The following is a 21,430-nucleotide window of genomic DNA, read 5'->3' as shown; positions in this document are numbered from 1 at the left end:
CGTAGTGTTGATAATGCTCTACGCCACTATATCGGATTTGACCCTGCCTCGCCATCGCCCTGGAAGCCACCCGCGCGGTAGGTGAGCACCAGTGTGTCGCGGTAGCCATGTTCTTCCAGCGGCTGGATGGGCGTGGACTCGTGAATCACGGCCGCGTCGTCCAGCAGGAGCATGGTCCAGGGCTCGGTCATGGTGAAACGCTTGCCGTTGGGCCCACTCGCTTCAAAGATGCGAGTCTCCCCGCCCTTGATGCCGTGGCGGCCGACCAGGATCACCGCCACATAATCGACACCGTCGCGGTGCGCGCCTTCCGGCGTGGGGCGCCCGATGCCGTCCGCGGTATCGATGCGGAACTGGTGGGCCTCCACGTACCAGGTCTGCTGGCCGCGCGCGGCGCTGCAGATCTTGCCGAGGGCCGTGAGCAGGCCTTGCCAGCCCGGCTGCTCGATGGTGGCGGGATTCACGGGCTCGAACATGCGGCGCATGCCGCCATGCAGGGCGTTGTATTCCACCGGCTGCCAGTGGGCGCGGTGGGCGCTCTGGCTCAGGGCCTCGCCTTCCTGCACGAAGCAGGAATGGCGGCGGCGCCGGTAGCGGCCTCCGTCGCGCAGGTAGTTGTCGAGAGCCAGGTCGTCCCAGCTGGCGGCGAGCTTGTTCAACTCGGACAGCGGGGCGCCGGAGAGGGCTGCCACGTCGGCGGGGGCAAGCAGGGCATAGCCGTCGCCGCGCAGGGCCTGCGCCACCTGTTCCAGGGGCGTGAATGCGGGGAATGCAGTTGTCATTCCCTCATTGTACGCCCAGCTAGAAGGCGGTGCTGAGGGTAAGGCGGAAGGACCGCGATTCGATGGGGTGGAAGTGAATATCCTCCACCGGCGCCGCTTCGCCCTTGAGGCGCGAGGCGTAGTAGTAATCGATGGCGGAATCGCGCCGGTTGGCCAGGTTGAAGCCTTCCAGTTCGATGTGCATGCGCTTCGTGAGCTTGTAGCCGAGGCGCCCATTCAGCGTCATGCTGCCCTGTGAGCGCACGCTGTTGTCCTCGGCCAGGGGACGGGGACCGAAGTAGCGCAGGCGCAGGGAGCCGCTCCACGGTCCGGCGGGGGATACCGTCAGCGCGAGCTGGCCTGTGCCCTCGATGGCGCCTGGAATGCGGCGGCCTGCAGGATCCGCGTCGCGGTAGCGGGCGCGCGCGAAGGCAAGGTCGGCATCGATGGACATCCACTTGAGCGGCTTCCAGTAGTTCGAGAACTCGATGCCGTAACGGCGGCTCGGACGGCTCGCCTCCGTCGTTCCCGCATCGCCAACGAAGACCAGCTCCGAATCGAAATCCAGCTTGTACAGCGAAAGCGAGGATTGCAGGCCGCGCAAAAATTCGCTGCGTGCGCCGAGCTCCTGGCCGCGCGAACGCGCCAGCGGCGTGGCGGGATTTTCCTTGTCCAGCACGCCGCGCGCATCGTTGCTGTGGAAGCCGTTGCCGGCGTTGAGGTAGAACTCCGTGTCCGCCCAGGGACCCAGCACGACGCTGGCACTGGGGCTGAGCAGCGTGTCGTCCGCCTTGCCCACACGCGCAACGTCAAAACGGTAACGGTCGGCACGCAGGCCGGCGCTGGTGCGCAGCACGGCGTTCCAGCGCGTCTGGTTCTCGACGTAGGCGCTGCCGCTGGTCTCCACGATATGGTCCTCGCGCGTCACGGCGAGCGCCTGCCGCGCCTTCGTCCTGTACAGGCCATTGAAGATATTGTCGTTCTGGACCTGAACGCCCACAGTGGTGACGGAAGCGCGCTCGCCTTCGTGCCAATGCCAGCTGTGGCTTGCATTCAGGCCGCTCGTCACGCGCCGGTCCGGCTGGGCGAACTGGTCGCCGTTCACGGAATCGTCCAGGAAGTAGGTGAAGTTCGAGAACAGCTGCAGGCGGTTGGCGATGACGTAGGCGCTGATCTTCGACGAGCTTTCATCCGTTGTGCGGCGCCAGATGCCGGAAAGGCTCATGCGCCGTGCCTCGCCGCCGTCGCTGCTGTCGATGGCGTCGAAGCGGCCCAGCGATCCATCGTCCACCGCGCGCTGCGGAATCTGGTCGGTGGCGTTCCAGCTGCCGCGATAGGCCATGGCCGCCACGCTGAAGCCATTGTTGGCATAGCCCTGGCTGTAGCGCAGCACGGCGTTCAGCTTGCGGTAGTTGTCGCCCTTCGTGAAGGGGCCGTCGTTGTGCAGGGCCTCCACCGCATAGAGCATGCTGCCGCCTCCCAGTTCCGGCGCATCCGCCAGCAGCGCGCGGCCATAGCCGTTCTGGCCCGCCGTGGCGCTGGCGATGCCCCGGGTCAGCCGGTTGGCGTAGGTGATGGCGGTGGCGCCCGCCGAGGCGAAGTCGCCTTCGCTGGCGGAATAGGGGCCCTTCTTGTAGTCGAGCCGCGCGCTCAGCTCGGGGATCAGGAAGTTCAGGTCCGTCCAGCCCTGGCCGTGGGCGTGGCTGCGCTGGTTCACGGGCATGTCGTCGACCGTGGTGCGCAGGTCGGTGCCGTGGTCCAGGTTGAAGCCGCGCAGGTAGAACTGGTTGGCCTTACCCTCGCCGCTGTGCTGGCTGACGATGAGTCCCGGCGTGGCTTCCAGCAGTTCGCCGGGGCGGTAGCTGGTGCGGTCCTGGAGCTGGCGCTGGGTAACGCTGCCCGCCGCGGCGGAATCGGCGATGCCCAGCTGGGTGGCGCGCGAGCCGTCGATCAGCACGCGCTGCAGGAAAGGATCGTCGGCGAGGGCCGCGCGTGGCGCAAAGGCAGCCAGCAGCGCAACCGGCAGTGCAGCGCGGCGGATCATGGAAGTACTTGTTCGGTCTGGGGCAGCTTGAAGACCAGCGTCTGCGCCGCGCGGCTTGCCCCCTGGCGGTCGACGTTGACGGTGTTGATCTGCGTGGGCAGGAAATCGGTCAGCACATTGTTGCGCAGTACCGCGCCTGCGGGCAGGGCGGTCTTCTCTATTTCCTGGTAGACGGTGACGTTGTCCGCGTTGGCGGTCATGCCCACCCACTGTATGGGAAGGCGCTTGCCGCTGGCGGTGAGCGTGAACTGCTTTTCGAGGTAGCGGCGGAACACCGCCTGGTCTTCTTCCAGGCCAAGGTCGAACTGGCGCTGGTAGAGGTTCATGAGCAGCGATTCGACATCGTGCGCGGTATAGGTGTGCACGATCTCGGTATTGCCAGTATTGGGATTGAAACTGATGTCCGCCATGCCCATGTGGTAGTTATGGGCATGGGCGGCGGCGCTGCATGCAAGCAGCGCCGCCGCAAGGACGGCATTGAATCGAGGGAACTGCATTACTTCTTCGTTTCCGCTTCCTGCTTGGCAGCCGCGCCGTTACCGGCGGCCGGCTGGCCCGATTTCTCTTCCTTCTTCGGCTCCTCGGTCTTCAGGGGAGTGTTGAAGTCCTTCATCAGGTCAGTGCCGCCGCGCTGGGTCTTGAACAGCTCCAGGCGCGACTGGCTCGCCTTGCGCGGCCAGCTGTTGTTGCTGGTGTCGATGTCGGCGGTTTCCCAGTAAGGGTCCTGCACCAGCGAGACCATGGGTTCGTCGGTGACGATCAGCTTCGTGATCTTCTTCGGCGAATAGCGCCACACTTCGGCAGGCACGCGCTCGACATACTTCTTGCCCGACTTGAGCTCGATCTGCAGGATCAGCGGGGAGACCAGGCCGCCCACGTTGGTGAAGTCCACCAGGTAGAGGTGCTTGCCCTTGGCCAGCAGGTCCTTCTGCCACGGCTCCAGGTCCTTCAGCTGTTCCGCGTACTTGTTGCGGTCCGCATTGGTGACGGTGAAGTCGTCATGCTCGTTGTAGAAGTCCTTCAGCTCCGGCTGCGAATCCACGCGGCGCGGCATGCCTTCGTTGCGCTGGTCGGTGATGGAAACCGGCTCCTCGGCCTTGCGCGCCTTCTGCCACGCCTTCTCGACTTCCGGATTCTTGCTGCTCACGCCGAATTCGGTGATGCCGTCCAGGCTCACATCCACCGGGTCGGTGGTGTAGAACCAGCCGCGCCAGAACCAATCCAGGTCCGTGCCGGAAGCGTCTTCCATGGTGCGGAAGAAGTCGGCCGGGGTCGGGCGCTTGAACTTCCAGCGCTGCGAATACTCGCGGAAGGCCTTGTCGAACAGCTCGCGGCCCAGGATGGTCTCGCGCAGGATGTTCAGCGCGGTGGCGGGCTTCGCATAGGCGTTGTTGCCGAACTGGAGGAGCGATTCCGAGTTCGTCATGATCGGCACCTGGTTCTGCGAACGCATGTAGCCGACGATATCGCGCGCTTCGCCGCGGTCGATGGGGAAGTCCTTCTCCCATGCCTGGGCGGCCAGGAATTCGAGGAAGGTGTTCAGGCCCTCATCCATCCAGGTCCACTGGCGCTCGTCCGAGTTCACGATCATCGGGAAGTAGTTGTGGCCCACTTCGTGGATGATGACGGAGATCAGGCCGTACTTGGCGCGCTTGGAATAGGTGATCTGGCCGGTCTTCTTGTCCTTGGTGGGACGCGGGCCGTTAAAGGAGATCATCGGATACTCCATGCCGCCCACCGGGCCGTTCACGGAAATCGCGATCGGGTAAGGGTAGTCGAAGCTGTACTTGTTGTACTGCTCGATGGTGTGGATGATCGACGCGGTGGAATACTTCTCCCACAGCGGATTGCCTTCCTTCGGATAGAAGGACATGGCCAGCACATTGGTGCCATCCTTCTTGTAGCCCTGCGCATCCCAGATGAACTTGCGGCTGGAAGCCCAGGCGAAGTCGCGTACGTTCTTCGCCTTGAAGCGCCAGGTCTTGGTCGCCTTCGAGACCGACTTCTCGGCCGCTTCGGCTTCCGCCTGCGTCACGATGATGACGGGCTGCTTGGCGGTCTTCGCGCGCTCCAGGCGGTCGCGCTGGGCGGCGCTCAGCACCTCGCCGGGATTCTGCAGCTCGCCCGTGGAAGCGACAATATGGTCTGCGGGCACGGTCACGGCCACGTCGTAGTCGCCGAATTCCAGCGTGAATTCGCCGGCGCCCAGGAACTGCTTGTGCTGCCAGCCCGTCACATCGTAGTAGGCCGCCATGCGGGGGAACCACTGGGCCACTTCGAACAGGTCGTTCTTATCCTCGGGGAAGTGCTCGTAGCCTGCGCGGCCGCCCAGGACTTTCTGCTCATTGATCTTGTAGGTCCAGTCCAGGCTGAAGCTGAAGCGCTCGCCCGGCTTAAGGGGCGTAGGCAGGTCGATGCGCATCATGGTGCGGTTCACCACGAACTTCAGCGGTGCGCCGCTGGCCGACTTCAGGTTCGAGAGCTTGAAGCCGCCGTCGAACTCCTGGCCCACCAGGATGCTGCGCATGCCTTCGAACTTGAAGCCATCGTCCGCGCCGCGCGGGCGGGTCCAGGCTTCGCGCGAAGGCGCGGTCTGCATCATGCGCGCGTCCGAATCCCTGGCATAGATGTTCTGGTCCAGCTGCACCCACAGGTAGCTCAGGGTATCGGGCGAGTTGTTGTGATAGGTGATCGTTTCGCTGCCGGTGATCGAACGCTCGGCCTCGTTCAGCGTAGCGCGGATCTTGTAGTCCGCGCGCTGCTGCCAATAGGCGTGGCCCGGTGCGCCGGAAGCGGTGCGGTACTGGGTCGGTGCCGGGAGGAGTTCGTCGAGCTGACGGAACTTATCGTCGAAGGTTGGCGCCGCGAAGGCGGCCGTGGAAAGTGTTGCTGCAAGAACTGCAAATGACAGACGCTTCATCAATGCCCCGCTTCTATAGTTGTAGAAATAGCCGGACTATTCTAAGCGCGAGGTAACTTCCCCAGCGTAAATTTATTTGTAAAAAACCTGAAATAAACTGTCCGCCCGGACGTCCGCGGACACTTTTTCTAAATGCTCAGTCTGTGTCCAAGTCTGGTGCCAGGGAATAAATTTGGACACGAGCCCGTCCGTGGTCATCTAGGGATGAGTTCGTGTCCAAATTTATTCCCTGGCACCAGATGTGGACACGGGCTCGGCGGTGAGGTGGAGCTTGAGCATTTCGGCGGCCTGGCGCAGGGCGGCGCGGGAGGCGGGAAGGGCGCTGAGGGCGTTGAGCAGGCCGAAGTCGTGGATCATGCCCTGGTAGCGTACCGTCGTGACGTCGACGCCGGCCTGACTGAGCTTGCGGCCGTAGGCTTCGGCTTCGTCGCGCAATACATCAAACTCGGCGGTCTGGATCAGGGCGGGCGGCAGGCCCTCCAGCTGGTCCAGCGATGCCTGCAGGGGGGAGGCGTGGATTTCGCGGCGCTGCTCGACATCTGGGGCGTAGTGGTCCCAGAACCAGTGCATCATGCTGCGGGTGAGGAAGTAGCCTTCGGAGAATTCGCCGTAGGAGGCCGTGTCGAAGCCGGCGTCCGTGGCGGGCCAGAGCAGCACCTGGGCGCGCAGCGTCAGGCCGCCTTTTTCCTTGGCCAGCAGCGCCACCGCGGCAGCCAGGTTGCCGCCCGCGCTGTTGCCTGCGATGGCGAGGCGGTTGCCGTCCACACCGATCTCGTGACCGGATTCCTGCACCCAGCGCGCTGCACTGTGGATCTCTTGCAGCGCCACGCCATACTTTGCCTCCGGCGAGCGGCTGTATTCGATGAAGACGGCGGCGGCGCCGGAATGCACCACCAGTTCGCGCACCAGGCGCTCATGGGTGGGGAAGTCGCCCAGCATCCAGCCGCCGCCATGCAGGTAGATGAAGGCGGGCAGAGTCCCCTCGGCCCCAGGAGGGCGCACGACATGGAGGCGCAAGGGCTTTCCCGCCAGCTCGATGCTGTGGACGGAGACTTGCGCATCCGGCAGCGCCGCGCCTTTCTGGGCGGCGGCCAGCACAAAACGCGCGGCGGCAGGGCTCAGGCGCTCCAGGGGCTTGCTGCCTGCCAGGGCTTGCAGGAAGCGGGCGGTGCGGGGTTCGAGGCCGGGATGCTTCAAGCGTTTTTCATGAGGCTGTCGCGCAGGGCGTCCAGCTGCTTTTTCATGCCCACGACCTGGTCCACGCTGCAATTGCTGGCGCCGAGCACGAGCTCGGGCAGCTTGGCGGCCTCGTCGCGCAGGGCGTTCCCCTGCGGCGTGAGGGCGACGATGACCTGGCGCTCGTCGCTGGCCGAGCGGGTGCGGGTAATGAGCTCGGCCTGCTCCATGCGCTTCAGCAGGGGCGTCAAGGTCGCGGAGTCCAGGTAGAGGCGCTCGCCCAAGGCGGAGACCGTCTGCTCGTCCTGCTCCCACAGCACCATCATCACCAGGTACTGGGAATAGGTGAGCCCCAGCTTGCGCAGGATTTTGCGGTACAGCTTGTTCATCGCCAGCGAGGTCGAGTACAGGGCGAAGCACAGCTGGGCGCCCAGGCGGGGCACCTGGCGCAGGGGATTGTCGGTATCGTCTGCCATGCCTGCAGTATAGATAGCGCGCGATCTAGTTGCAAGCGATATCCGCCACGTTTGTGCTTGCCAGCGCTTGCCATTCGGTCTATCGTTTCCGGACGTGCCAATCGATGCGCGAGGGGATGACAATGAATAAGGCAGACCCGTATCACCCGACGGCGGCGGAGCAGCGCGCCGCACCCGCCGAGCTGTTCCTGGTGCAACTCGATCCACAGCATGTCGTCGACGGCGTGCGCTACGACGGCAGCTATCTGGCCGACGAGGTGCGCACCTGCGGCACCATGCGCGAAACCTGTCCCGTGTGCCGCGAGGGCCGGCTGCAACTGGTGCTGCGCCAGAAAAATGTCCGCATTGCCCATCTGTTCTGCCTGGAGTGCACCCGCTGTTTCGGCGCTTTCCTGGAGGACGGCCGTCCCGCCCTGATCGAATAGCGACGATTGGCCAGGGCGCCGCCCGCAAACCGCACTGCCTCGGGTATCATGCTTCCATTGCGGCAAGCTGCCGCGGGGAGATGCTTTTAGATGAATGGCCAAACGAGGCCCGTGATCCTGATCGGGGATGCGGCAGCGGAAAACCTGATCCAGCTCAGCGGTGTGCTGCAGGAACGCTATGAGATCAAACTGGCCGACAACGGCAATGCCGTGCTGCGCGCGGCGCAGCAGCTGCCCCGGCCCGAGCTGATGCTGCTCGATGCAGGCCTGGCCGATCCCGACACTTTCGATGCCCTGCGCCAGCTGCGCAGCATTCCCGATACGGCCGCCATTCCCGTCATGATGATGGTGGACGCGGGCGACTACGCCCAGGAGCAGCGCTGCCTGCTGGCCGGCGCGGCCGATGTGATCACCCGCCCCCTGCAGGCGGACACGGTGCAGGCCCGCGTGGGCAACCAGCTCCAGCTGCAGCATGCCCACCTGCTGCTCAAGCACCAGCGCCACCACCTGGAGCATCTGGTGCAGGACGTGACCACGGAGCTGACCCAGATGGCCGATGCCGTGATCTGGGCCATGGCCACCCTGGCCGAGCTGCGCGACAACGAAACGCCGAACCACCTGAGCCGCATGCAGCACTATGTGCAGGCCCTGGCGCAGAAGCTGCAGCACCATCCCCGCTTCGCCGCCGAGCTCAGCGACAACAACATCAAGCTGCTCTTCAACGCCGCGCCCCTGCACGATATCGGCAAGGTAGCCATTCCCGACGCCATCCTGCTCAAGCCCGGCCGCCTGACGCCCGAGGAATTCGAAGTGGTGAAGATGCACACCGTCTACGGCCGCGACGCCATCGCCGGGGTGGAAGACCGCATGGGCGGCAGCAACACCTTCCTGCGCTTCGCGCGCGAAATCGCCTATTCCCACCAGGAGAAATTCGACGGCTCCGGCTATCCGCAAGGGCTGGCGGGCGAGGATATTCCTGTGTCGGCGCGCCTCTTGGCCGTGGCCGACGTCTATGACGCCCTGATCTCCAAGCGCGTCTACAAGCCCGCCTTCACCCACGAGACCGCCATCGAGCTGATCCGCCAGGGCAGCGGCGAGCATTTCGATCCGGACGTGGTGGACGCCATGCTGGCCATCGAGGAAGAGTTCATGAGCATCGCCATGCGTTTCCAGGACGATACAGATAAGTCATTACTGTTGTGAATTGACTATTGCTGTATGTTATAGTCGATTCATCTAGGCAGGGTGGAGCGAAGCATGCGGATGAGGGGGTACGTGGCGCTTGCAGTCGGACTGTGCCTCACCGTCTGGGTCTGCCTTTTCGTCATGGAAGTGCAGGACCGCCAGATCGACGAATCCTTCCGCCGCGACACCGAGAAGATTGCGCGCGACACCAATGTGCGCATGCAGACCTACTTCGATTCCCTGCTCAGCATCCAGGGCCTGTTCGCTGTCGCCAGGGACATCGACCGCGCCGCCTTCCACGACTATGTGCTCCAGTTGCGGCTCTCCGAGCGCTATCCGGGATTCCAGGCCATTCAGTTCGTGCGGCGCGTGCCGCAGGAAGACCTGGCGCGCCATGTCGCCGCCGTGCGCGCCGACCGCAGCCTGAAGCCTGAGGGCTACCCGAACTACACGGTGCATCCCGCCTCGCTGCGGCCCGAGCACTTCCTCATCGAATACAACGAGCCGATGGAGCATAACGAGAATGCTTTCGGCCTCGACCTGGCAGCCCTGCCGACCCACCTGCGCGCCCTGGAGCTGGGGCGCGACACGGGCCGCCTGATCGCCACCGAAAGGGTCATCCTGGTGCAGGACGCGAGCGGCCAGCCCGGCTTCGTGGCCCGCCTGCCGATCTTCCGCCCGGACGCGCCGGTGGCAACGGTGGACCAGCGCCGCGCGGCCCTTGTCGGATTCGTCGCCATCGTGTTCCGCGTGTCAGACCTGATGCGCGAAGTGGTGGATCAGGCGCTCCTGCCGGACCTGCATATCGCCGTCTACGACGCGGGCTACCTGCGCGACGGCGGCGCCGACGCGCCTTCCCTGAACAACCTCATGTACGACAGCGCGGGCAAGGTGGGCAGCGGGCCCCATGTTTCGCTGGAAGACCTGCGCTCGCGCCTCACGCTGAACGTGGGCGAGCGGCGCTGGGTGCTGCAGTTCGACGGGCATCCCGGAAAGCGCTATAGCCGCAACTACCTCACCATCGCCCTCATCGCGGGCGCGGGCACGCTGATCAGCGCCCTGATTTCGGCCCTGCTGATGCTGGCGCAGCGCCACCGCGACATGGCCGAAACCCTGCGCGTGACCGTGGGCGAACAGCGCGCGCTGCAGGACAGCGCCATCGTCGGCATCGCCCTGATCCGCGATGGCCGCATCATGCGCTGCAACCGCGGCCTGGAAGAGATGCTGGGCTATCCGAGCGGCGCCCTGGCGGGCTGCCCCAGCACCGCGCTCACCCGCGGCACCACGACGGAGGACGTTTTCGTCTGCGGCCCGGATGGACAGCGCGTGCACGGCGAGCTGGCCCTCACGCGGCACGACGGCGCGCAGCTATGGTGCATGGTGAACGGCAAGGTGCTCGATGCAGCCGCCCCGTCCAAGGGCTGCGTGTGGGTGATCTCGGACATCAGCGACCGCAAACAGACGGAAGCCGCGCTGGTGGAGGCGAAGGAAGGCCTGGAGCGCAGCCTGAACGAGCTGGCGGCGCAGAAGGCCAATGTGGAGCTGGCGCACCAGGACCTTTCCGCCGTGCTGGTGACGCTGAAGCAGGCGCAGGCCAGCCTGATCACTTCCGAGAAAATGGCCTCCCTGGGTGCGCTGGTGGCGGGCATCGCGCACGAGCTGAATACGCCTATCGGCAACAGCCTGCTCACCGCCACGGCACTGAGCGACATGGTGGCCGATTTCGAACGCAAGCTGGCCGACGGCGGCATCCGCCGTTCGGCGCTCGATGCCCATCTGGCGGACGCGAAGACGGCATGCGCCATCATCGCCAATTCCCTGGGCCGCGCGGCGGACCTGATCACCTCCTTCAAGCAGGTAGCGGTGGACCAGACCTCGGACCAGCGCCGCCGCTTCGCGCTGGCCGGTGTGCTCCACGATACCCTCGCCACCTATGCGGCCCAGCTGCGGCGCGCGAACTGCGAAGTGAAGGTGGACGTGCCCGAAACGCTCACGCTCGAATCCTATCCGGGCAGCGTGGGCCAGGTGCTGAGCAACTTGATCAACAACGCCATGCTGCATGCCTTCGAGGGCCGCGCACACGGCCGCATCACCATCACGGCGCGCGAAGAAGGCGAGGGCATGGCGGTGCTACGCTTCCAGGACAACGGCGTGGGCATGAGCAGCCGCGTGCTGCACCAGATCTACGATCCCTTCTTCACCACCAAGATGGGGCAGGGCGGCTCGGGCCTGGGCATGAACATCGTCTACAACATCGTGACAGGCGTCCTCAAAGGGAAGATCGACATCGAGTCGGCGCCCGGCAAGGGCACCAGCATCACCATCACGCTTCCCCTGCGCGCGCCCGTTCAGGAAGATGAACTGGCCGCCACGTAGCGCTCGCGCAGCAGGCCGAGCATGGCTACATTCAGTTCCCAGGCGTTGCTGACCGGCTGGCGGGTATAAGGCTGGGTGAAGGTATAGGGCGCAGGGCCGAATTCGGGCGTGATCGTCATCGTATCCGCACCCGCCGCGCGGCGCAGGCTCACGATACGGTCCCACCACGCCAGATGGGCGGCCAGCTCCGGCGCCGCTTCGGGCGCACGGAAGTCCGCCACCTGCGGCCCCTGCGCGTGGCCCACGCGCGCGTGAATGTGCCGCACGCGCGGCAGCACCGTCTCCAGCATTCCGGCCTGGTCTTCCAGCAGCGATTCGCAGGCCACGCACCAGTGGGAGAGATCGGCCGTCAGCTGCAGCTGCGGCAGGCGCTCCAGGTAGGGCAGCAGCAAGGCGGGATGGCCGCTGAAGCGGCTGCGGTGAATTTCGTGGACGATGTCCACACCGTGTTCGCGCGAGACCGCGGCGGCGAGGGCAATCAGCTCCTCGTTCTGCTGCGGGCTGTAGAAGTCCTTGCCCGTGTGCGAATTTACCAGCAGCGGCCTGGCGGCGCAGGCATTCTCCAGCAGCTCGCCCAGGGCGCGGCGGTGCGCCTCGAAGCCGCTGTGGAATACGGTTTCCCATTGGGCGACAATGAGTTCCAGGCCCGCGTCCGCAATGCGCCGCACCCAGTCGCCGCGCGCGGCCGCGTCGAGCGGCAGGGACATTTCGATACCGTCGAAGCCAGCTTCCAGAACGCGTGCGATGAAAACTTCCGGCGGCAGCTCATTGCTGCCCCAGTGTGGGGCGAAGATCTTTACCTGCATCAGATGAAGCCCCGCACCGGGAAGGAAGCGTCGCGCTGGATCCAGTTCAGCGGCGAATACTCGCTGCGGGCATCCGTCGCGTGCAGGGTATAGGCGTGGCGCGAAACGGGCGAGCGGTTGGGGGCGCTGTAATGCGGCAGCAGGCCGTGGAAGCAGACCAGCGCGCCCGCCTTGCATTCGAGGGGAACGGCGGTGCTGTCGTCGGGCCAGGGCGTGCTGTCCAGCTTCTCGACGGAGATATCGTCGCCCTTGCGCACGAAGCGCTCGCGCAGCGGCGAGCGGTGGCCGCCCGGTTCGGCCCACAGGCAGCCGTTTTCCAGCGTAGCGTCTTCCAGCGCGAACCAGAATGTGGTGACGCTGATAGGCGTGGTGTCGAAATAGGTGGCGTCCTGGTGCCAGCGCACCTCGCCGCCGATGCCGGGCTGCTTGAAGATGTACATGGACTGCCAAACCTGCGGCTGCTCCAGGCCCAGGTCGCGCGCCACGGCGGCAAGACGGACGTCGGTGGAGAAGGCGCGGAACACGGGGTCGAGATCGTGCATTGCGTGCCCGATCTTGTTGATCGACAGCTCCTTGGCCTGTTTCAGCTGGCCGTCCGGGCCGAAAGCCTCTTCCTCGAAGAAGCAGCGCACGGCGTTATCTGAGCGCAGGAAGTATTCGTCCGCCTTCTTTTCCTGCTCCTTGGTGGTGAAGATGCCCTGGGCCACCGATGGATCGAATTCGTTGACAATCTGGGCCGCCCGCGCGCGCAGCGCGGCAATCTCTTCGAGGCTCTTGAAGCCGGGGATGACGATGTAGCCGTCCTTCTGGTACTGCTCTTTCTGGGCTGCGCTTAGCATGGCGTGGTGCTCCTCGATGTGATGGAGCCATTGTACGGAGGGAGGAAGCTTCCAACAACGCGCAAGCGGTTGACACATTGTCTGCAAAATGGAGACAATCGCAGCATGGACCAGCTGAGGGCAATGGAGATTTTCGTGGAGGTGGCGCGCCTGCGCAGCTTCAGCGGCGCCGCGCGCAAGCTGGGCATGACGCGCGCCATGGTGAGCAAGCATGTGCTCCAGCTGGAGGACAGGCTGGGCGCCCGCCTGCTGCACCGCTCCACCCGCGAAGTGAGCCTCACGGACGCGGGCCAGGCCTACCTCGAACCCTGCTCCGCCGCCGTGCTCCAGGCGCAGGAGGCGGCGCGGGTAGTGACCCACGCGGGAGCGGAGCTGGCAGGTCCACTGCGCATCCAGGCGCCGTCCAGTTTCGGCAGCGAGTGGCTGGCCGATTCGCTGGCCCGTTTCTGCCTGCCGCATCCGCAATTGCAGCCGCTCCTGCACGTGGACGACGCGCTGCTCGATCCCATCGAACACGGTTTCGACCTCACCATCCGCGTCGGCGGTATTCCCGACAGCAGCGCGCTCGCCATCCGTCCTCTCGCGCCATGCCGTGGCGTTCTGTGCGCCTCGCCCGCCTATCTCGCCAAGTTCGGCCAGCCGAAGGCGCCGGAAGACCTGCACGCCCACCGCTGCCTGCACTTCAGCCACCTCACGGGCGGCACGGCCTGGCATTTCCGGCGCGGCGCCGAAGAGACCACCATCCGCGTCAAGGCGGCATTCACCGCCAACAATGGACTGGTGCTGCAGCATGCGGCGCTGCGAGGGCTGGGCATTGTGTACAGCACCAGCTTCCTCGCCTGGCGCGAGCTGCTGGACGGCAGCCTGGTGCAGGTGCTGCCGGAGTGGGAACTGCCGCTGAATCACCTGAGCGCACTGTATCCGGCCAGCCGCAGGCCTTCGCCGAAGGTGCGCGCGCTGATCGATTTCCTGCTGGCGGAATACAGCCCTGTGCCGCCCTGGGACAGGGCGCTGGGCATCAGGCAGGCGTGATCTGCCAGGCGCCGTCCGCGTACACCCTTTCGCCGTCCAGGTAAACCGCTTCGGTAATGGCAAAAACGTCCACGTGATAGCGTGCGTCCTTGCGCTTGAACTGGGGCTTCTGGTACTGGCCGTGCTTTGCGCCCAGTGAAAGGTGGATGCCGCACATGCGCTCGTAGGTGCCGATGTCGTCCACCGTGCGTTCGAAGGAGAAGGCGCGATTCATACCAAAGCCCAGTTCGCGCAGCCACACTTCGCCTTCGTGGGCGCGGATGATGCCGAGCATCTGGTCGAATTCGGGTGTGCTGTTTTCGGCGCCGGTGACGCGGCCCTTTTCCACGATCATGGTGATCGGCGTGGCGGGACGGTTGACGTGGAAGGAAGTGTCGCCGAACACGAACACCCGCACACGCCCGCTCACTGCCTCCAGGTCCCGCGCTTCGGTGAACACTTCGCCGATGGGAAAGAGGCCGCCCACGTTCTTCATGGCGCCGTAGTCGCCGATATTCAGCTTCGCTTCCTCGAAGGGCGAGGCGAAGACGAGCTGCTCGCCGCCGCTGTCCACCACCGCGCGCTGCGCACCGTTGATGCGCGCCCTGAGTGCGTGGCCGACGCCGCGGTAGTAGTCCCGGTCGTAGGCCAGCGCCTCGATATAGTGCAGGCCCTGCTGTCCCGGCATGCGGGACAGGTGCATATGCTCGATCACCTTGAGCCCCAGCTTGAACAGCTCCATGCGGATGCGGTAGTCGTTGAGGCGGAAGCTCGTGGTCTGGATCAGCACCACCAGGTCCTTCGGCTGCAGGCGTGCGAAGGCGTCCAGCACCTCCTGCGGCGCCACGGTGTCGAAGTCGATGAACTCGCCGTCCGGCAGGGCGCGGCGATAAGCTTCCGTCAACACCTCGTTCAGCTCGCTGCGGCGGTCGAACACGACGAGGGCGCGCCGGGGCGGCGCGTGCTCGATGGCGAAGGCCAGGGTGTCGCGCACATTGCGCGCGGCGAGGTCCCGGACGGCGGCTGGGAAAACAGGCATGATTGACAACGGAAGAGTGTGGTAGAAGCCACGGCATTATACGGCGAGCGGCTTGAAGCGCCCGAACCGCCCATGTAGAATCGATGGATATAGCCGGGGGGTAACATCGGCCGATCACAGTGGAGCAGGGATGAGCATTCAGTTTGGCCAGGATCTGCCGCAGGAGCGGCCGGAACCCCAGGGCCGCGCGGCGCTGCTGGTGCCGACGGCCACCATCAAGGACGACGTGCTGCAGCAGGTACGCAAGGGCGCGGCCATTGTCGGCTTCGGCAATCACGACCGCACCGTCACCATCTATTACGAGAGCAACCGCTTCAACGAGCCCGGCCTGCAGAAGTGGGAGCAGCGGGCGCGCAAGGCCTACGACCGCATGGTCGAGAACCTTCCCACCACCTCGAAGATGACGGTTCGCCAGGACTTCTTCGAGCAGGTCGGCTACATCAACGGCAAGGGCATCACCATCCGCCATATGGACAAGCTGAAGCGCTGGCTGGAGTTCTCCGACGCCCTGGCTTCGGCGCCGGAAACCGATTTCATCGCCTACGCCGCGCCTGCCGCGCCCAAGAAAATCAAGATCGAGTAAAGTTGTAGGGAACGTAACTCCCGCCTGAAGGGTAGGGGGGGCCGCCAAGTCCCCGAAACAAGAGATCTCAGCGGAGCCATTTCCGAACAACTAAGAGTGTGGCAGCAGACACAAACAATCCGATCAGTTGTCAACGGCGCCGAAATAGGTGGGTATGAAAACACCCGCTGAGGCATTTAGATTAGCGGCCCTAAGGTGAGCAGGAACCGCTGGGTCATTACAGGCTCTCGTTAATCGGTGCAAGACGTCATAGGAGAAATTGGTGACTTGTCCCCGAGCGTCTCTCGTCTGCACGATATTGCCTGTCGCATCCACAACATAGTTTGTCGAACCACTGTCGGGGCTCGCCGTCTGGGACTGGTCTCCTATGCCATTGACCGTGTAGCGGGTTGTTAAGTTCCTCGGGTTACCCCAATGCGCTGGTCCTGCTGGTCGTAGGTATATGAAATAGCGGGTGCCGGCTGGGTTGGCGAGGGCTGGGGAAGCAATGTTGATCAGCTGATACCGAAGCACTCATCACATATTCGATTTTCTCAGGGCCCTTCTGCTCCTCATGAAGATCAAACGTCTGCAGGCTCCAGCTCACCCGAAGCTTGGGGTCAAAGAAGCAGTAGGAGCCTTCTCCATTCTTTGGGAGACGATACGCCTCAGTTGCCAGCGTAGAAATAGTCTCCTCAATATCACGACAAAGCTTGGTTAAACCAGGAGGACATCGCTCATGCGCATTCCTTGCGATCAAGTTCAGCCGTTCGGGAGGAACAGTTTCGTTGATATGGCGGAAAACAAAGGCTTGGAACCCGGGATCTGATCTTCGCATCGCATCCAGTTCTTTGACAGCGTGCCAATGCTCGGCCAACAAGACGGTCACGGCCTCGCTAAATCCCTCAGCTATTGCACCATCGTCACAATGACCGTAGCGTAGAAATTGTTGATACAACTCTTGCCATGACGTCGCTGTCGCGGCCACATACTCAGCTTGTTCCTCCTCTTGCGGAGAACACAGGCGGGTTTCGGCAAGTGAACAGGAAACGGAGAAGCTGAGAATCCAAGCTAATAGCATACGCTGAGCCATTATTGCACCGTAATAGTTTGAATTGGATCGGTTGAATGTAGCGCACGAAGAAAACTCGTCGCCTCGTCGGACGTACGAATGCAGCCCTCTGTTTTAGATTGTGGACCACCGCGCCCAGAATGGACTCCCATGCCAGAACGTCCTGGCACGGAGAACACAAAGTTTCCGTTTGAGCCAAACCGACCCGTGATGCCGCTTTCTGGATGTGGCCGATGATGCGAGTAGGGATAGGTGCCGTTGGGCCAAGGCCCGTTGCTTGTCGAGGTCGTATTGTTCGCGGCAGGATACGTCCCCACGGGATTGCCACTACGGTCTGTGATCGTGATCGTGCCTGTTGCGCGATTGAAAACGATATCTGACAAACCAAGTGGGTCCACCCTGCCAAGGGGATTGTTGTGAACATAAGAATAGGTGTTGATCCCTCCTTCTAGCCCAATCGGATCACTTTGGACGTATCGTCCTGTCAGGGGTTCGTAATCTCGATGGTAGTTATGATGAAGTGCAGTTTCGGAATCATAGTACTGCCCAGGAAAGCGAAGGTTGTAGGTGAAGGCTTCGGGCCCTGAGGGGTTTTCGGTCGGCGCTGTCAGGGCATACGGATCGGAATTATCCCAGCGCCATATGGTCGCATTTCGTTCCGAATCAATTAGCACTCGTGGGGTGTCGATGTGGTCTGCGTAAACGTAGTAGATGCCGGGTCGCGACTTGTTTGCTCCTGGCCTTACAACCGCGACCGGAGTGTTGCCGAGATAGACTGTTTCCTGAATAGTTTGGCCGGATGCATCGTACTCGCCCAGGATCAGCGGTTCCATTGGGTCGTAGACGAAGTGGAGCCTTCCCCCTTTGATGAGGGATTCTGGGCCGGTTTTGAGTACGCGCTCGCCTAAGCCGTTGTAGGCGTAGGTGACTTTTCCGCTACCGGTGAGCGCTGCCTGCATACGGCCGCGTGCGTTGTAGATGTAGTTGGTGCTACCGTCGCTGACAAGGTTTCCCATGGCGTCGTAGGTCAGCATCCTTGCAGACGGCGGGCCGCTTGTCGCCAGCAGGCGGTTGCTGAACTTGTCGTAGGTGTTCACATAGGTACTGGCGCCGAAAGTCGAGGTCACGCGGTTTCCATTCTCATCATAGCGGTAACCCTGTGAGGTGCCCGCACCGGTGAAGTGGGTGAGGCGGTCGAGATTGTCGTAGGCGTAGGACTGATCCAGTGCTGTATGCGGCGGCTTTGCTTGCAGCCGGTCGCTGTGCTGGGTGCGTACTATCCTGCCTGCGGCGTCATATTGGAGCTTGCGGAATACTCCGGCGCCCAGGTCATATCCTACGAGTCTCCCATCCAGATCGTATTGGCGAATGTAATTGCGTGCGGCGCCAAGGGTGGGGCTGCCCCAAGTCCACGAGAGAACGGGACCAAATGGCTGGTGACGGATATCCTGCAGCAGCGGGATGGTCAGGGCATCGGCGGTCACGAGCGTCATTTGTTGGAGCCGGCCTGCGTCGCTGTAGGCAAACTGAATGCGGTTGCCGCTTGGGTAGCGCATGGATGTCACCTTGCCGAGGGCGCTGCCACTCTGGCCGTATTCATAGCTCACGATGAACGTTTTCGCGCCGGTGGTTTGCTCCTTAGCCAACAGTCTGCCTTTGCCATCGTAGCGGTAGCGCGTTTGTCCGGATTCGTCGGTCATTCTGCTTACCTTTCCGATAGCGCCGGGTGAGCCGGTGTCGTACTCGAATGTGGTTGGCGTGCCGCTTGCATAGCTTGCTCTCGTCAGGCGGTGCAAAGCGTCGTAGGAGAAGTTGGTGACTTGGCCCCGGGCGTCTCTCATCTGCACCACATTGCCTGTCGCGTCCACTACATAGCTTGTCGAACCAGTGTCGGGGCTCGCCGTCAGCGATCGGTCTCCTATGCCATTGACCGTGTAACGGGTCGTTAAGTTCCTCGGATCGGTAACGCCAATGAGCTGGTCTTGCTGGTCATAGGCGTATGAGATGGCGGGTGCTGGCTGGATTGGCGCAGGCTGGGGAAGAATCTGCTTTGCTATCCTTCCCAGCTTATCGTAAGCCTGCACAGTGGCCTGACCCGTTGGGTTGACCACCCGTGTGAGCCTGCCTTCCGCATCGTATTCATAGTGTGTCATGTCCTGTGCGCCAGCCACGGCGGGAAGGAGGGCGGCAATACACACCGCCAGTTTGAGTGCGTGGGTTTTCATTTTGTTTTCTCCGTGCTGTCCTGCAGGCGGTTAAGTACGTCGTACACGCGCGTTATCTGCCGTGTCAGCGTTCCCGAGGCGTCGCGGATTTCTTCGCGGATGCGGTTGCCCATGCCGTCCAGGGTGTACTCGACCGAGTTGCCTGCCTTGTCGGTAATGGCCGTCAGCCGCTCCGCCTGGTCATAGCTGTACTGGAGGTAGGACAAATCGGGAAGGTCCACTCTGCTGAGAAGTCCGGCAGGGTTATAGCTGAAGCTTGTGGTCTCGGCATCTGGCGTGCCTGCTGCAATAACATGGCGGGTCATGCGCTGCAAAGCGTCGTAGCTGCGCTCAGTTACTGTTCCCTGTGGCGTACGGATGCTGGTGGCCAGGCCGGATGGGGTGTATTCCAGGTACTCGGTAGTGTGGCCTTTGGCGTCGGTGACCTTATGCAGGTCGCCGGAAGTGTGCGATGGCGCGGTATCGGAATAGTATTCGTATCCGGTGGTGTTGCCGCCGCCTGCGCCTGAAACTTCAGTGCTGGACAGAATCTGGCCCATGGCATTGTAAGCGTAGCTGGTGACGCGGGCAGCGCCATGTGCCGTTGCAGCGAAACCTTGCGCACCAGTCTGGTCGGTCGTGGGCTGCTCTATGCGCTTGCAGATCACTGCTATCGGTGATCCATCGGGCAGCTTGCCCCCGTTGGCGCAGGTGAAAACTTTGCCGTCCGGGTCCGGCTGGCCGTTGTAGACATAGCTCGTGATCCTGAGCGGCTCGGCAATGCCGGTCTTCAGTCGCCATACCGGGTGCCAGCGCGTCGATATCTTGCGTTGTCCCGGCGCCGGTTGCGCACTGGCGGCAGGGCAGCTTTCTGCAGCGCTCAAGCCCTGGATCCGGCTGATTTCCAGGTTCCTCGTAGCGTGATTGGCGAAGCAGATTTTCAGGCCATCGAATTTCACCAGGCTGGATAGCCCGCCATCGCGATCATAAGTAAGCTTGTGCGCTGCTGACGCGCAGCCGGAACCGCCAGGCTGGCTGATCTCAGTGATGCGCTCCCGCTGATTGATTGCCTTGTACGAGTATATCCGTACCGCCCCAAGCGGATCGGTGACGACCGTACTGCTGCGGTTCGGGTAGGAGAAGGTGTGGCGATATGCTGTACCCGCGTGCTCGGAACTGAGGACCCTACCTTCGTCGTCGTAACTGAATTGGGCAAACTTCACGTCCGGGTCATGTTCTATGCTCTCAAGAAGAAAGCGGCTCTGCCATGTATCGCCGTCCGTGTAGTGGTAGCGCGTGGTGGCAAGTTCTTCCTTGTCGGACGTCTGCTGCGAGACGGAACGTAGCCTGTACGTGCCGACCAGCCGGTTTTCCGTGCCCACCGCTTCATACTCATAGGCTACCGAGCCGCCTGCATTGCCTATCGCTGAGATATTTTCTTCAGGCGTCCATTCGATATCGACGATGCGGCCGAAGGTATCCGTGATCCGGGTCAGTCTGTTTTCCTGGTCATACGTGTAGACGATGCCGGCGCCGCCTGCGGCATGCGTACTCGCCAGCCGATAGTCCTCGCCCGCTTTTTCGTAAATGTCCAACAGCCCCTGCGGCTGCAGGTGCGCCCACTTGTCAAAGCCGGGCCCAATCGGCGTCAGAATGGTATCCGACGCGGTTGCCTGATAGCGCCCATCCGTTTGCTTGTACTGTTCGACGCTGCCGTCGTTATCTGTAATTGTGACCAGCGAAGGAGCGGATGCAGACGATGCTGGCAGGACACTGAGACTTCGCTGGAATGAGAAAGACCAGAGCTTCCGCCCCGCTGCGGCGGGCATCGCCTCACGTATGGAGCGGTAGGAACGCGCTATGCGGTGGAGATCCGTCGGTCCCCAGACAAAATCAATCTCGTCTTCCACCTTGGCCCCGGACGTCACGGTGACAGGATTGCCTACCTTGTGCGAAGGCTCGTTCGATGAGCAGTTCTCGGCCTTGGGCTGGCGCCAGATGCGCCGCGTACAAACGCCGGGCCAGGCGCGATGTTCTTCGGGACCACAGCGCAGAAAGGTACTCAGGCGATATTTGGTGCCAGTAAATTTCAAGCGATACCAGCAGTGGTAATACGCGCCATTCCAGATGCCGGAGAGCGGGGCTGGTTCAAGGTATAGAAACTCGTCAGGCCACATCCGGAAGTTGAGCCGGCATGCTTCTTCTGGTGTCGCTGCCGCGCGGGGCGGAAAACCATATACCCAGCCTGGCGAATCGTCGATCTGCGCATGGCATAGAGATGGAAGTTGGAGCAGCAGTAAAAGGATGAATACGAGAGACTTCATGATTCCCCCTGTGGATGTTGGCCCGAACTCGCGTTGACGAGAGACCAGTTCATCGTAGATGGGGCGGCAAATCGCAGCCTGTTCAAGCTCACAGGATGTTGTTATAAAAATATCGAAATTAAATCTATGTCAATTTCGTGCTTGGCTCTGAGGAAGGTGATTCACGGTTGTTGTATGCAGTGTGAATATTCACGCTCTGGCGGATTATTG

Annotated in this window: 17 protein-coding genes; 5 read left to right on the top strand and 12 right to left on the bottom strand. The window is 62.8% G+C overall.

All coding sequences use genetic code 11. From position 1 onward, the window contains the following. Window positions 1-26: 26 nt before the first annotated feature. The 6 genes from LSQ66_RS16685 to LSQ66_RS16660 all read right to left on the bottom strand — a co-directional run bounded on the left by LSQ66_RS16685 (window position 27) and on the right by LSQ66_RS16660 (window position 7,377). A complete protein-coding gene (locus LSQ66_RS16685) occupies window positions 27-782 on the bottom strand; it encodes a 2OG-Fe dioxygenase family protein (RefSeq protein ID WP_231766316.1) in 756 nt (251 codons plus the stop codon). A gap of 19 nt (window positions 783-801) precedes the next feature. Next, window positions 802-2,805, bottom strand: a complete 2,004-nt coding sequence (locus LSQ66_RS16680) for a TonB-dependent receptor (protein ID WP_231766315.1) — start codon at window positions 2,803-2,805, stop codon at window positions 802-804. Continuing rightward, window positions 2,802-3,302 (bottom strand): DUF6702 family protein, encoded by a 501-nt coding sequence (locus tag LSQ66_RS16675; protein WP_231766314.1) that lies wholly within the window; start codon window positions 3,300-3,302, stop codon window positions 2,802-2,804. Before LSQ66_RS16675 ends, LSQ66_RS16680 begins: the two co-directional genes overlap by 4 nt. Continuing rightward, window positions 3,302-5,725, bottom strand: coding sequence for a M1 family metallopeptidase (locus LSQ66_RS16670; protein WP_231766313.1), 2,424 nt, complete (start codon window positions 5,723-5,725; stop codon window positions 3,302-3,304). The genes LSQ66_RS16675 and LSQ66_RS16670 overlap by 1 nt, the downstream gene beginning before the upstream one ends. Before the next feature lie 222 nt (window positions 5,726-5,947). Then, window positions 5,948-6,922, bottom strand: coding sequence for an alpha/beta hydrolase (locus LSQ66_RS16665; protein WP_231766312.1), 975 nt, complete (start codon window positions 6,920-6,922; stop codon window positions 5,948-5,950). Then, window positions 6,919-7,377 (bottom strand): MarR family winged helix-turn-helix transcriptional regulator, encoded by a 459-nt coding sequence (locus LSQ66_RS16660; protein WP_231766311.1) that lies wholly within the window; start codon window positions 7,375-7,377, stop codon window positions 6,919-6,921. Before LSQ66_RS16660 ends, LSQ66_RS16665 begins: the two co-directional genes overlap by 4 nt. 122 nt (window positions 7,378-7,499) lie before the next feature. Between LSQ66_RS16660 and LSQ66_RS16655 the strand changes: the two genes are divergently transcribed. From LSQ66_RS16655 to LSQ66_RS16645, 3 genes are all read left to right on the top strand, one after another. Next, a complete protein-coding gene (locus tag LSQ66_RS16655) occupies window positions 7,500-7,802 on the top strand; it encodes a hypothetical protein (RefSeq protein ID WP_231766310.1) in 303 nt (100 codons plus the stop codon). A gap of 90 nt (window positions 7,803-7,892) precedes the next feature. Beyond that, window positions 7,893-9,005 (top strand): HD-GYP domain-containing protein, encoded by a 1,113-nt coding sequence (locus tag LSQ66_RS16650; protein ID WP_231766309.1) that lies wholly within the window; start codon window positions 7,893-7,895, stop codon window positions 9,003-9,005. 72 nt (window positions 9,006-9,077) lie between these two features. Further along, window positions 9,078-11,363 carry a CHASE domain-containing protein gene (locus LSQ66_RS16645; RefSeq protein ID WP_231766308.1) on the top strand — a complete coding sequence of 762 codons (2,286 nt, stop codon included), beginning with the start codon at window positions 9,078-9,080 and terminating at the stop codon, window positions 11,361-11,363. On the opposite strand, the gene LSQ66_RS16640 is transcribed toward LSQ66_RS16645, so the two are convergent. Together LSQ66_RS16640 and LSQ66_RS16635 are read right to left on the bottom strand one after the other, a co-directional pair. Next, entirely contained in the window at window positions 11,336-12,169 is an 834-nt protein-coding gene (locus LSQ66_RS16640) for a sugar phosphate isomerase/epimerase family protein (protein WP_231766307.1), read from the bottom strand. The two genes, LSQ66_RS16645 and LSQ66_RS16640, sit on opposite strands and share 28 nt — an antisense overlap. Further along, entirely contained in the window at window positions 12,169-13,008 is an 840-nt protein-coding gene (locus LSQ66_RS16635; protein WP_231766306.1) for a phytanoyl-CoA dioxygenase family protein, read from the bottom strand. Before LSQ66_RS16635 ends, LSQ66_RS16640 begins: the two co-directional genes overlap by 1 nt. Before the next feature lie 105 nt (window positions 13,009-13,113). Between LSQ66_RS16635 and LSQ66_RS16630 the strand changes: the two genes are divergently transcribed. Beyond that, window positions 13,114-14,040, top strand: coding sequence for a LysR family transcriptional regulator (locus LSQ66_RS16630; RefSeq protein ID WP_231766305.1), 927 nt, complete (start codon window positions 13,114-13,116; stop codon window positions 14,038-14,040). On the opposite strand, the gene LSQ66_RS16625 is transcribed toward LSQ66_RS16630, so the two are convergent. Beyond that, window positions 14,027-15,058, bottom strand: coding sequence for a M29 family metallopeptidase (locus LSQ66_RS16625; protein ID WP_231766304.1), 1,032 nt, complete (start codon window positions 15,056-15,058; stop codon window positions 14,027-14,029). The two genes, LSQ66_RS16630 and LSQ66_RS16625, sit on opposite strands and share 14 nt — an antisense overlap. Window positions 15,059-15,188: 130 nt before the next feature. On the opposite strand from LSQ66_RS16625, the gene LSQ66_RS16620 reads away from it, so the two are divergent. After that, window positions 15,189-15,641: a hypothetical protein gene (locus LSQ66_RS16620; RefSeq protein ID WP_231766303.1), complete on the top strand. Its 453-nt coding sequence runs from the start codon at window positions 15,189-15,191 to the stop codon at window positions 15,639-15,641. Window positions 15,642-16,047: 406 nt separating this feature from the next. On the opposite strand, the gene LSQ66_RS16615 is transcribed toward LSQ66_RS16620, so the two are convergent. Genes LSQ66_RS16615 through LSQ66_RS16605 form a run of 3 tightly spaced genes read right to left on the bottom strand, consistent with a single transcriptional unit; the run spans window position 16,048 to window position 21,220 of the window. Then, window positions 16,048-16,713: a hypothetical protein gene (locus tag LSQ66_RS16615; protein WP_231766302.1), complete on the bottom strand. Its 666-nt coding sequence runs from the start codon at window positions 16,711-16,713 to the stop codon at window positions 16,048-16,050. Then, window positions 16,713-18,917 (bottom strand): RHS repeat-associated core domain-containing protein, encoded by a 2,205-nt coding sequence (locus tag LSQ66_RS16610; protein ID WP_231766301.1) that lies wholly within the window; start codon window positions 18,915-18,917, stop codon window positions 16,713-16,715. The genes LSQ66_RS16615 and LSQ66_RS16610 overlap by 1 nt, the downstream gene beginning before the upstream one ends. After that, complete coding sequence (locus tag LSQ66_RS16605; protein ID WP_231766300.1) at window positions 18,914-21,220, bottom strand: DUF6531 domain-containing protein; 2,307 nt, start codon at window positions 21,218-21,220, stop codon at window positions 18,914-18,916. The genes LSQ66_RS16610 and LSQ66_RS16605 overlap by 4 nt, the downstream gene beginning before the upstream one ends. Window positions 21,221-21,430 lie beyond the last annotated feature (210 nt).

This window comes from Massilia endophytica, assembly GCF_021165955.1.
GTDB classification, from domain to species: Bacteria; Pseudomonadota; Gammaproteobacteria; order Burkholderiales; family Burkholderiaceae_D; genus Rugamonas; species Rugamonas endophytica.
The sequence above is the reverse complement of the archived record's forward strand: the minus strand, read 5'-3'. Positions and strand labels throughout refer to the sequence as shown.

Excerpts from the sequence above, each read along its gene's own strand:
- LSQ66_RS16670 (WP_231766313.1), bottom strand. The coding sequence starts at position 5,725 with ATGAAGCGTCTGTCATTTGCAGTTCTTGCAGCAACACTTTCCACGGCC.
- LSQ66_RS16635 (WP_231766306.1), bottom strand. The coding sequence starts at position 13,008 with ATGCTAAGCGCAGCCCAGAAAGAGCAGTACCAGAAGGACGGCTACATC.
- LSQ66_RS16660 (WP_231766311.1), bottom strand. The coding sequence starts at position 7,377 with ATGGCAGACGATACCGACAATCCCCTGCGCCAGGTGCCCCGCCTGGGC.
- LSQ66_RS16630 (WP_231766305.1), top strand. The coding sequence starts at position 13,114 with ATGGACCAGCTGAGGGCAATGGAGATTTTCGTGGAGGTGGCGCGCCTG.
- LSQ66_RS16680 (WP_231766315.1), bottom strand. The coding sequence starts at position 2,805 with ATGATCCGCCGCGCTGCACTGCCGGTTGCGCTGCTGGCTGCCTTTGCG.
- LSQ66_RS16685 (WP_231766316.1), bottom strand. The coding sequence starts at position 782 with ATGACAACTGCATTCCCCGCATTCACGCCCCTGGAACAGGTGGCGCAG.
- LSQ66_RS16620 (WP_231766303.1), top strand. The coding sequence starts at position 15,189 with ATGAGCATTCAGTTTGGCCAGGATCTGCCGCAGGAGCGGCCGGAACCC.
- LSQ66_RS16605 (WP_231766300.1), bottom strand. The coding sequence starts at position 21,220 with ATGAAGTCTCTCGTATTCATCCTTTTACTGCTGCTCCAACTTCCATCT.
- LSQ66_RS16655 (WP_231766310.1), top strand. The coding sequence starts at position 7,500 with ATGAATAAGGCAGACCCGTATCACCCGACGGCGGCGGAGCAGCGCGCC.
- LSQ66_RS16615 (WP_231766302.1), bottom strand. The coding sequence starts at position 16,713 with ATGGCTCAGCGTATGCTATTAGCTTGGATTCTCAGCTTCTCCGTTTCC.
- LSQ66_RS16675 (WP_231766314.1), bottom strand. The coding sequence starts at position 3,302 with ATGCAGTTCCCTCGATTCAATGCCGTCCTTGCGGCGGCGCTGCTTGCA.
- LSQ66_RS16640 (WP_231766307.1), bottom strand. The coding sequence starts at position 12,169 with ATGCAGGTAAAGATCTTCGCCCCACACTGGGGCAGCAATGAGCTGCCG.
- LSQ66_RS16625 (WP_231766304.1), bottom strand. The coding sequence starts at position 15,058 with ATGCCTGTTTTCCCAGCCGCCGTCCGGGACCTCGCCGCGCGCAATGTG.
- LSQ66_RS16610 (WP_231766301.1), bottom strand. The coding sequence starts at position 18,917 with ATGAAAACCCACGCACTCAAACTGGCGGTGTGTATTGCCGCCCTCCTT.
- LSQ66_RS16650 (WP_231766309.1), top strand. The coding sequence starts at position 7,893 with ATGAATGGCCAAACGAGGCCCGTGATCCTGATCGGGGATGCGGCAGCG.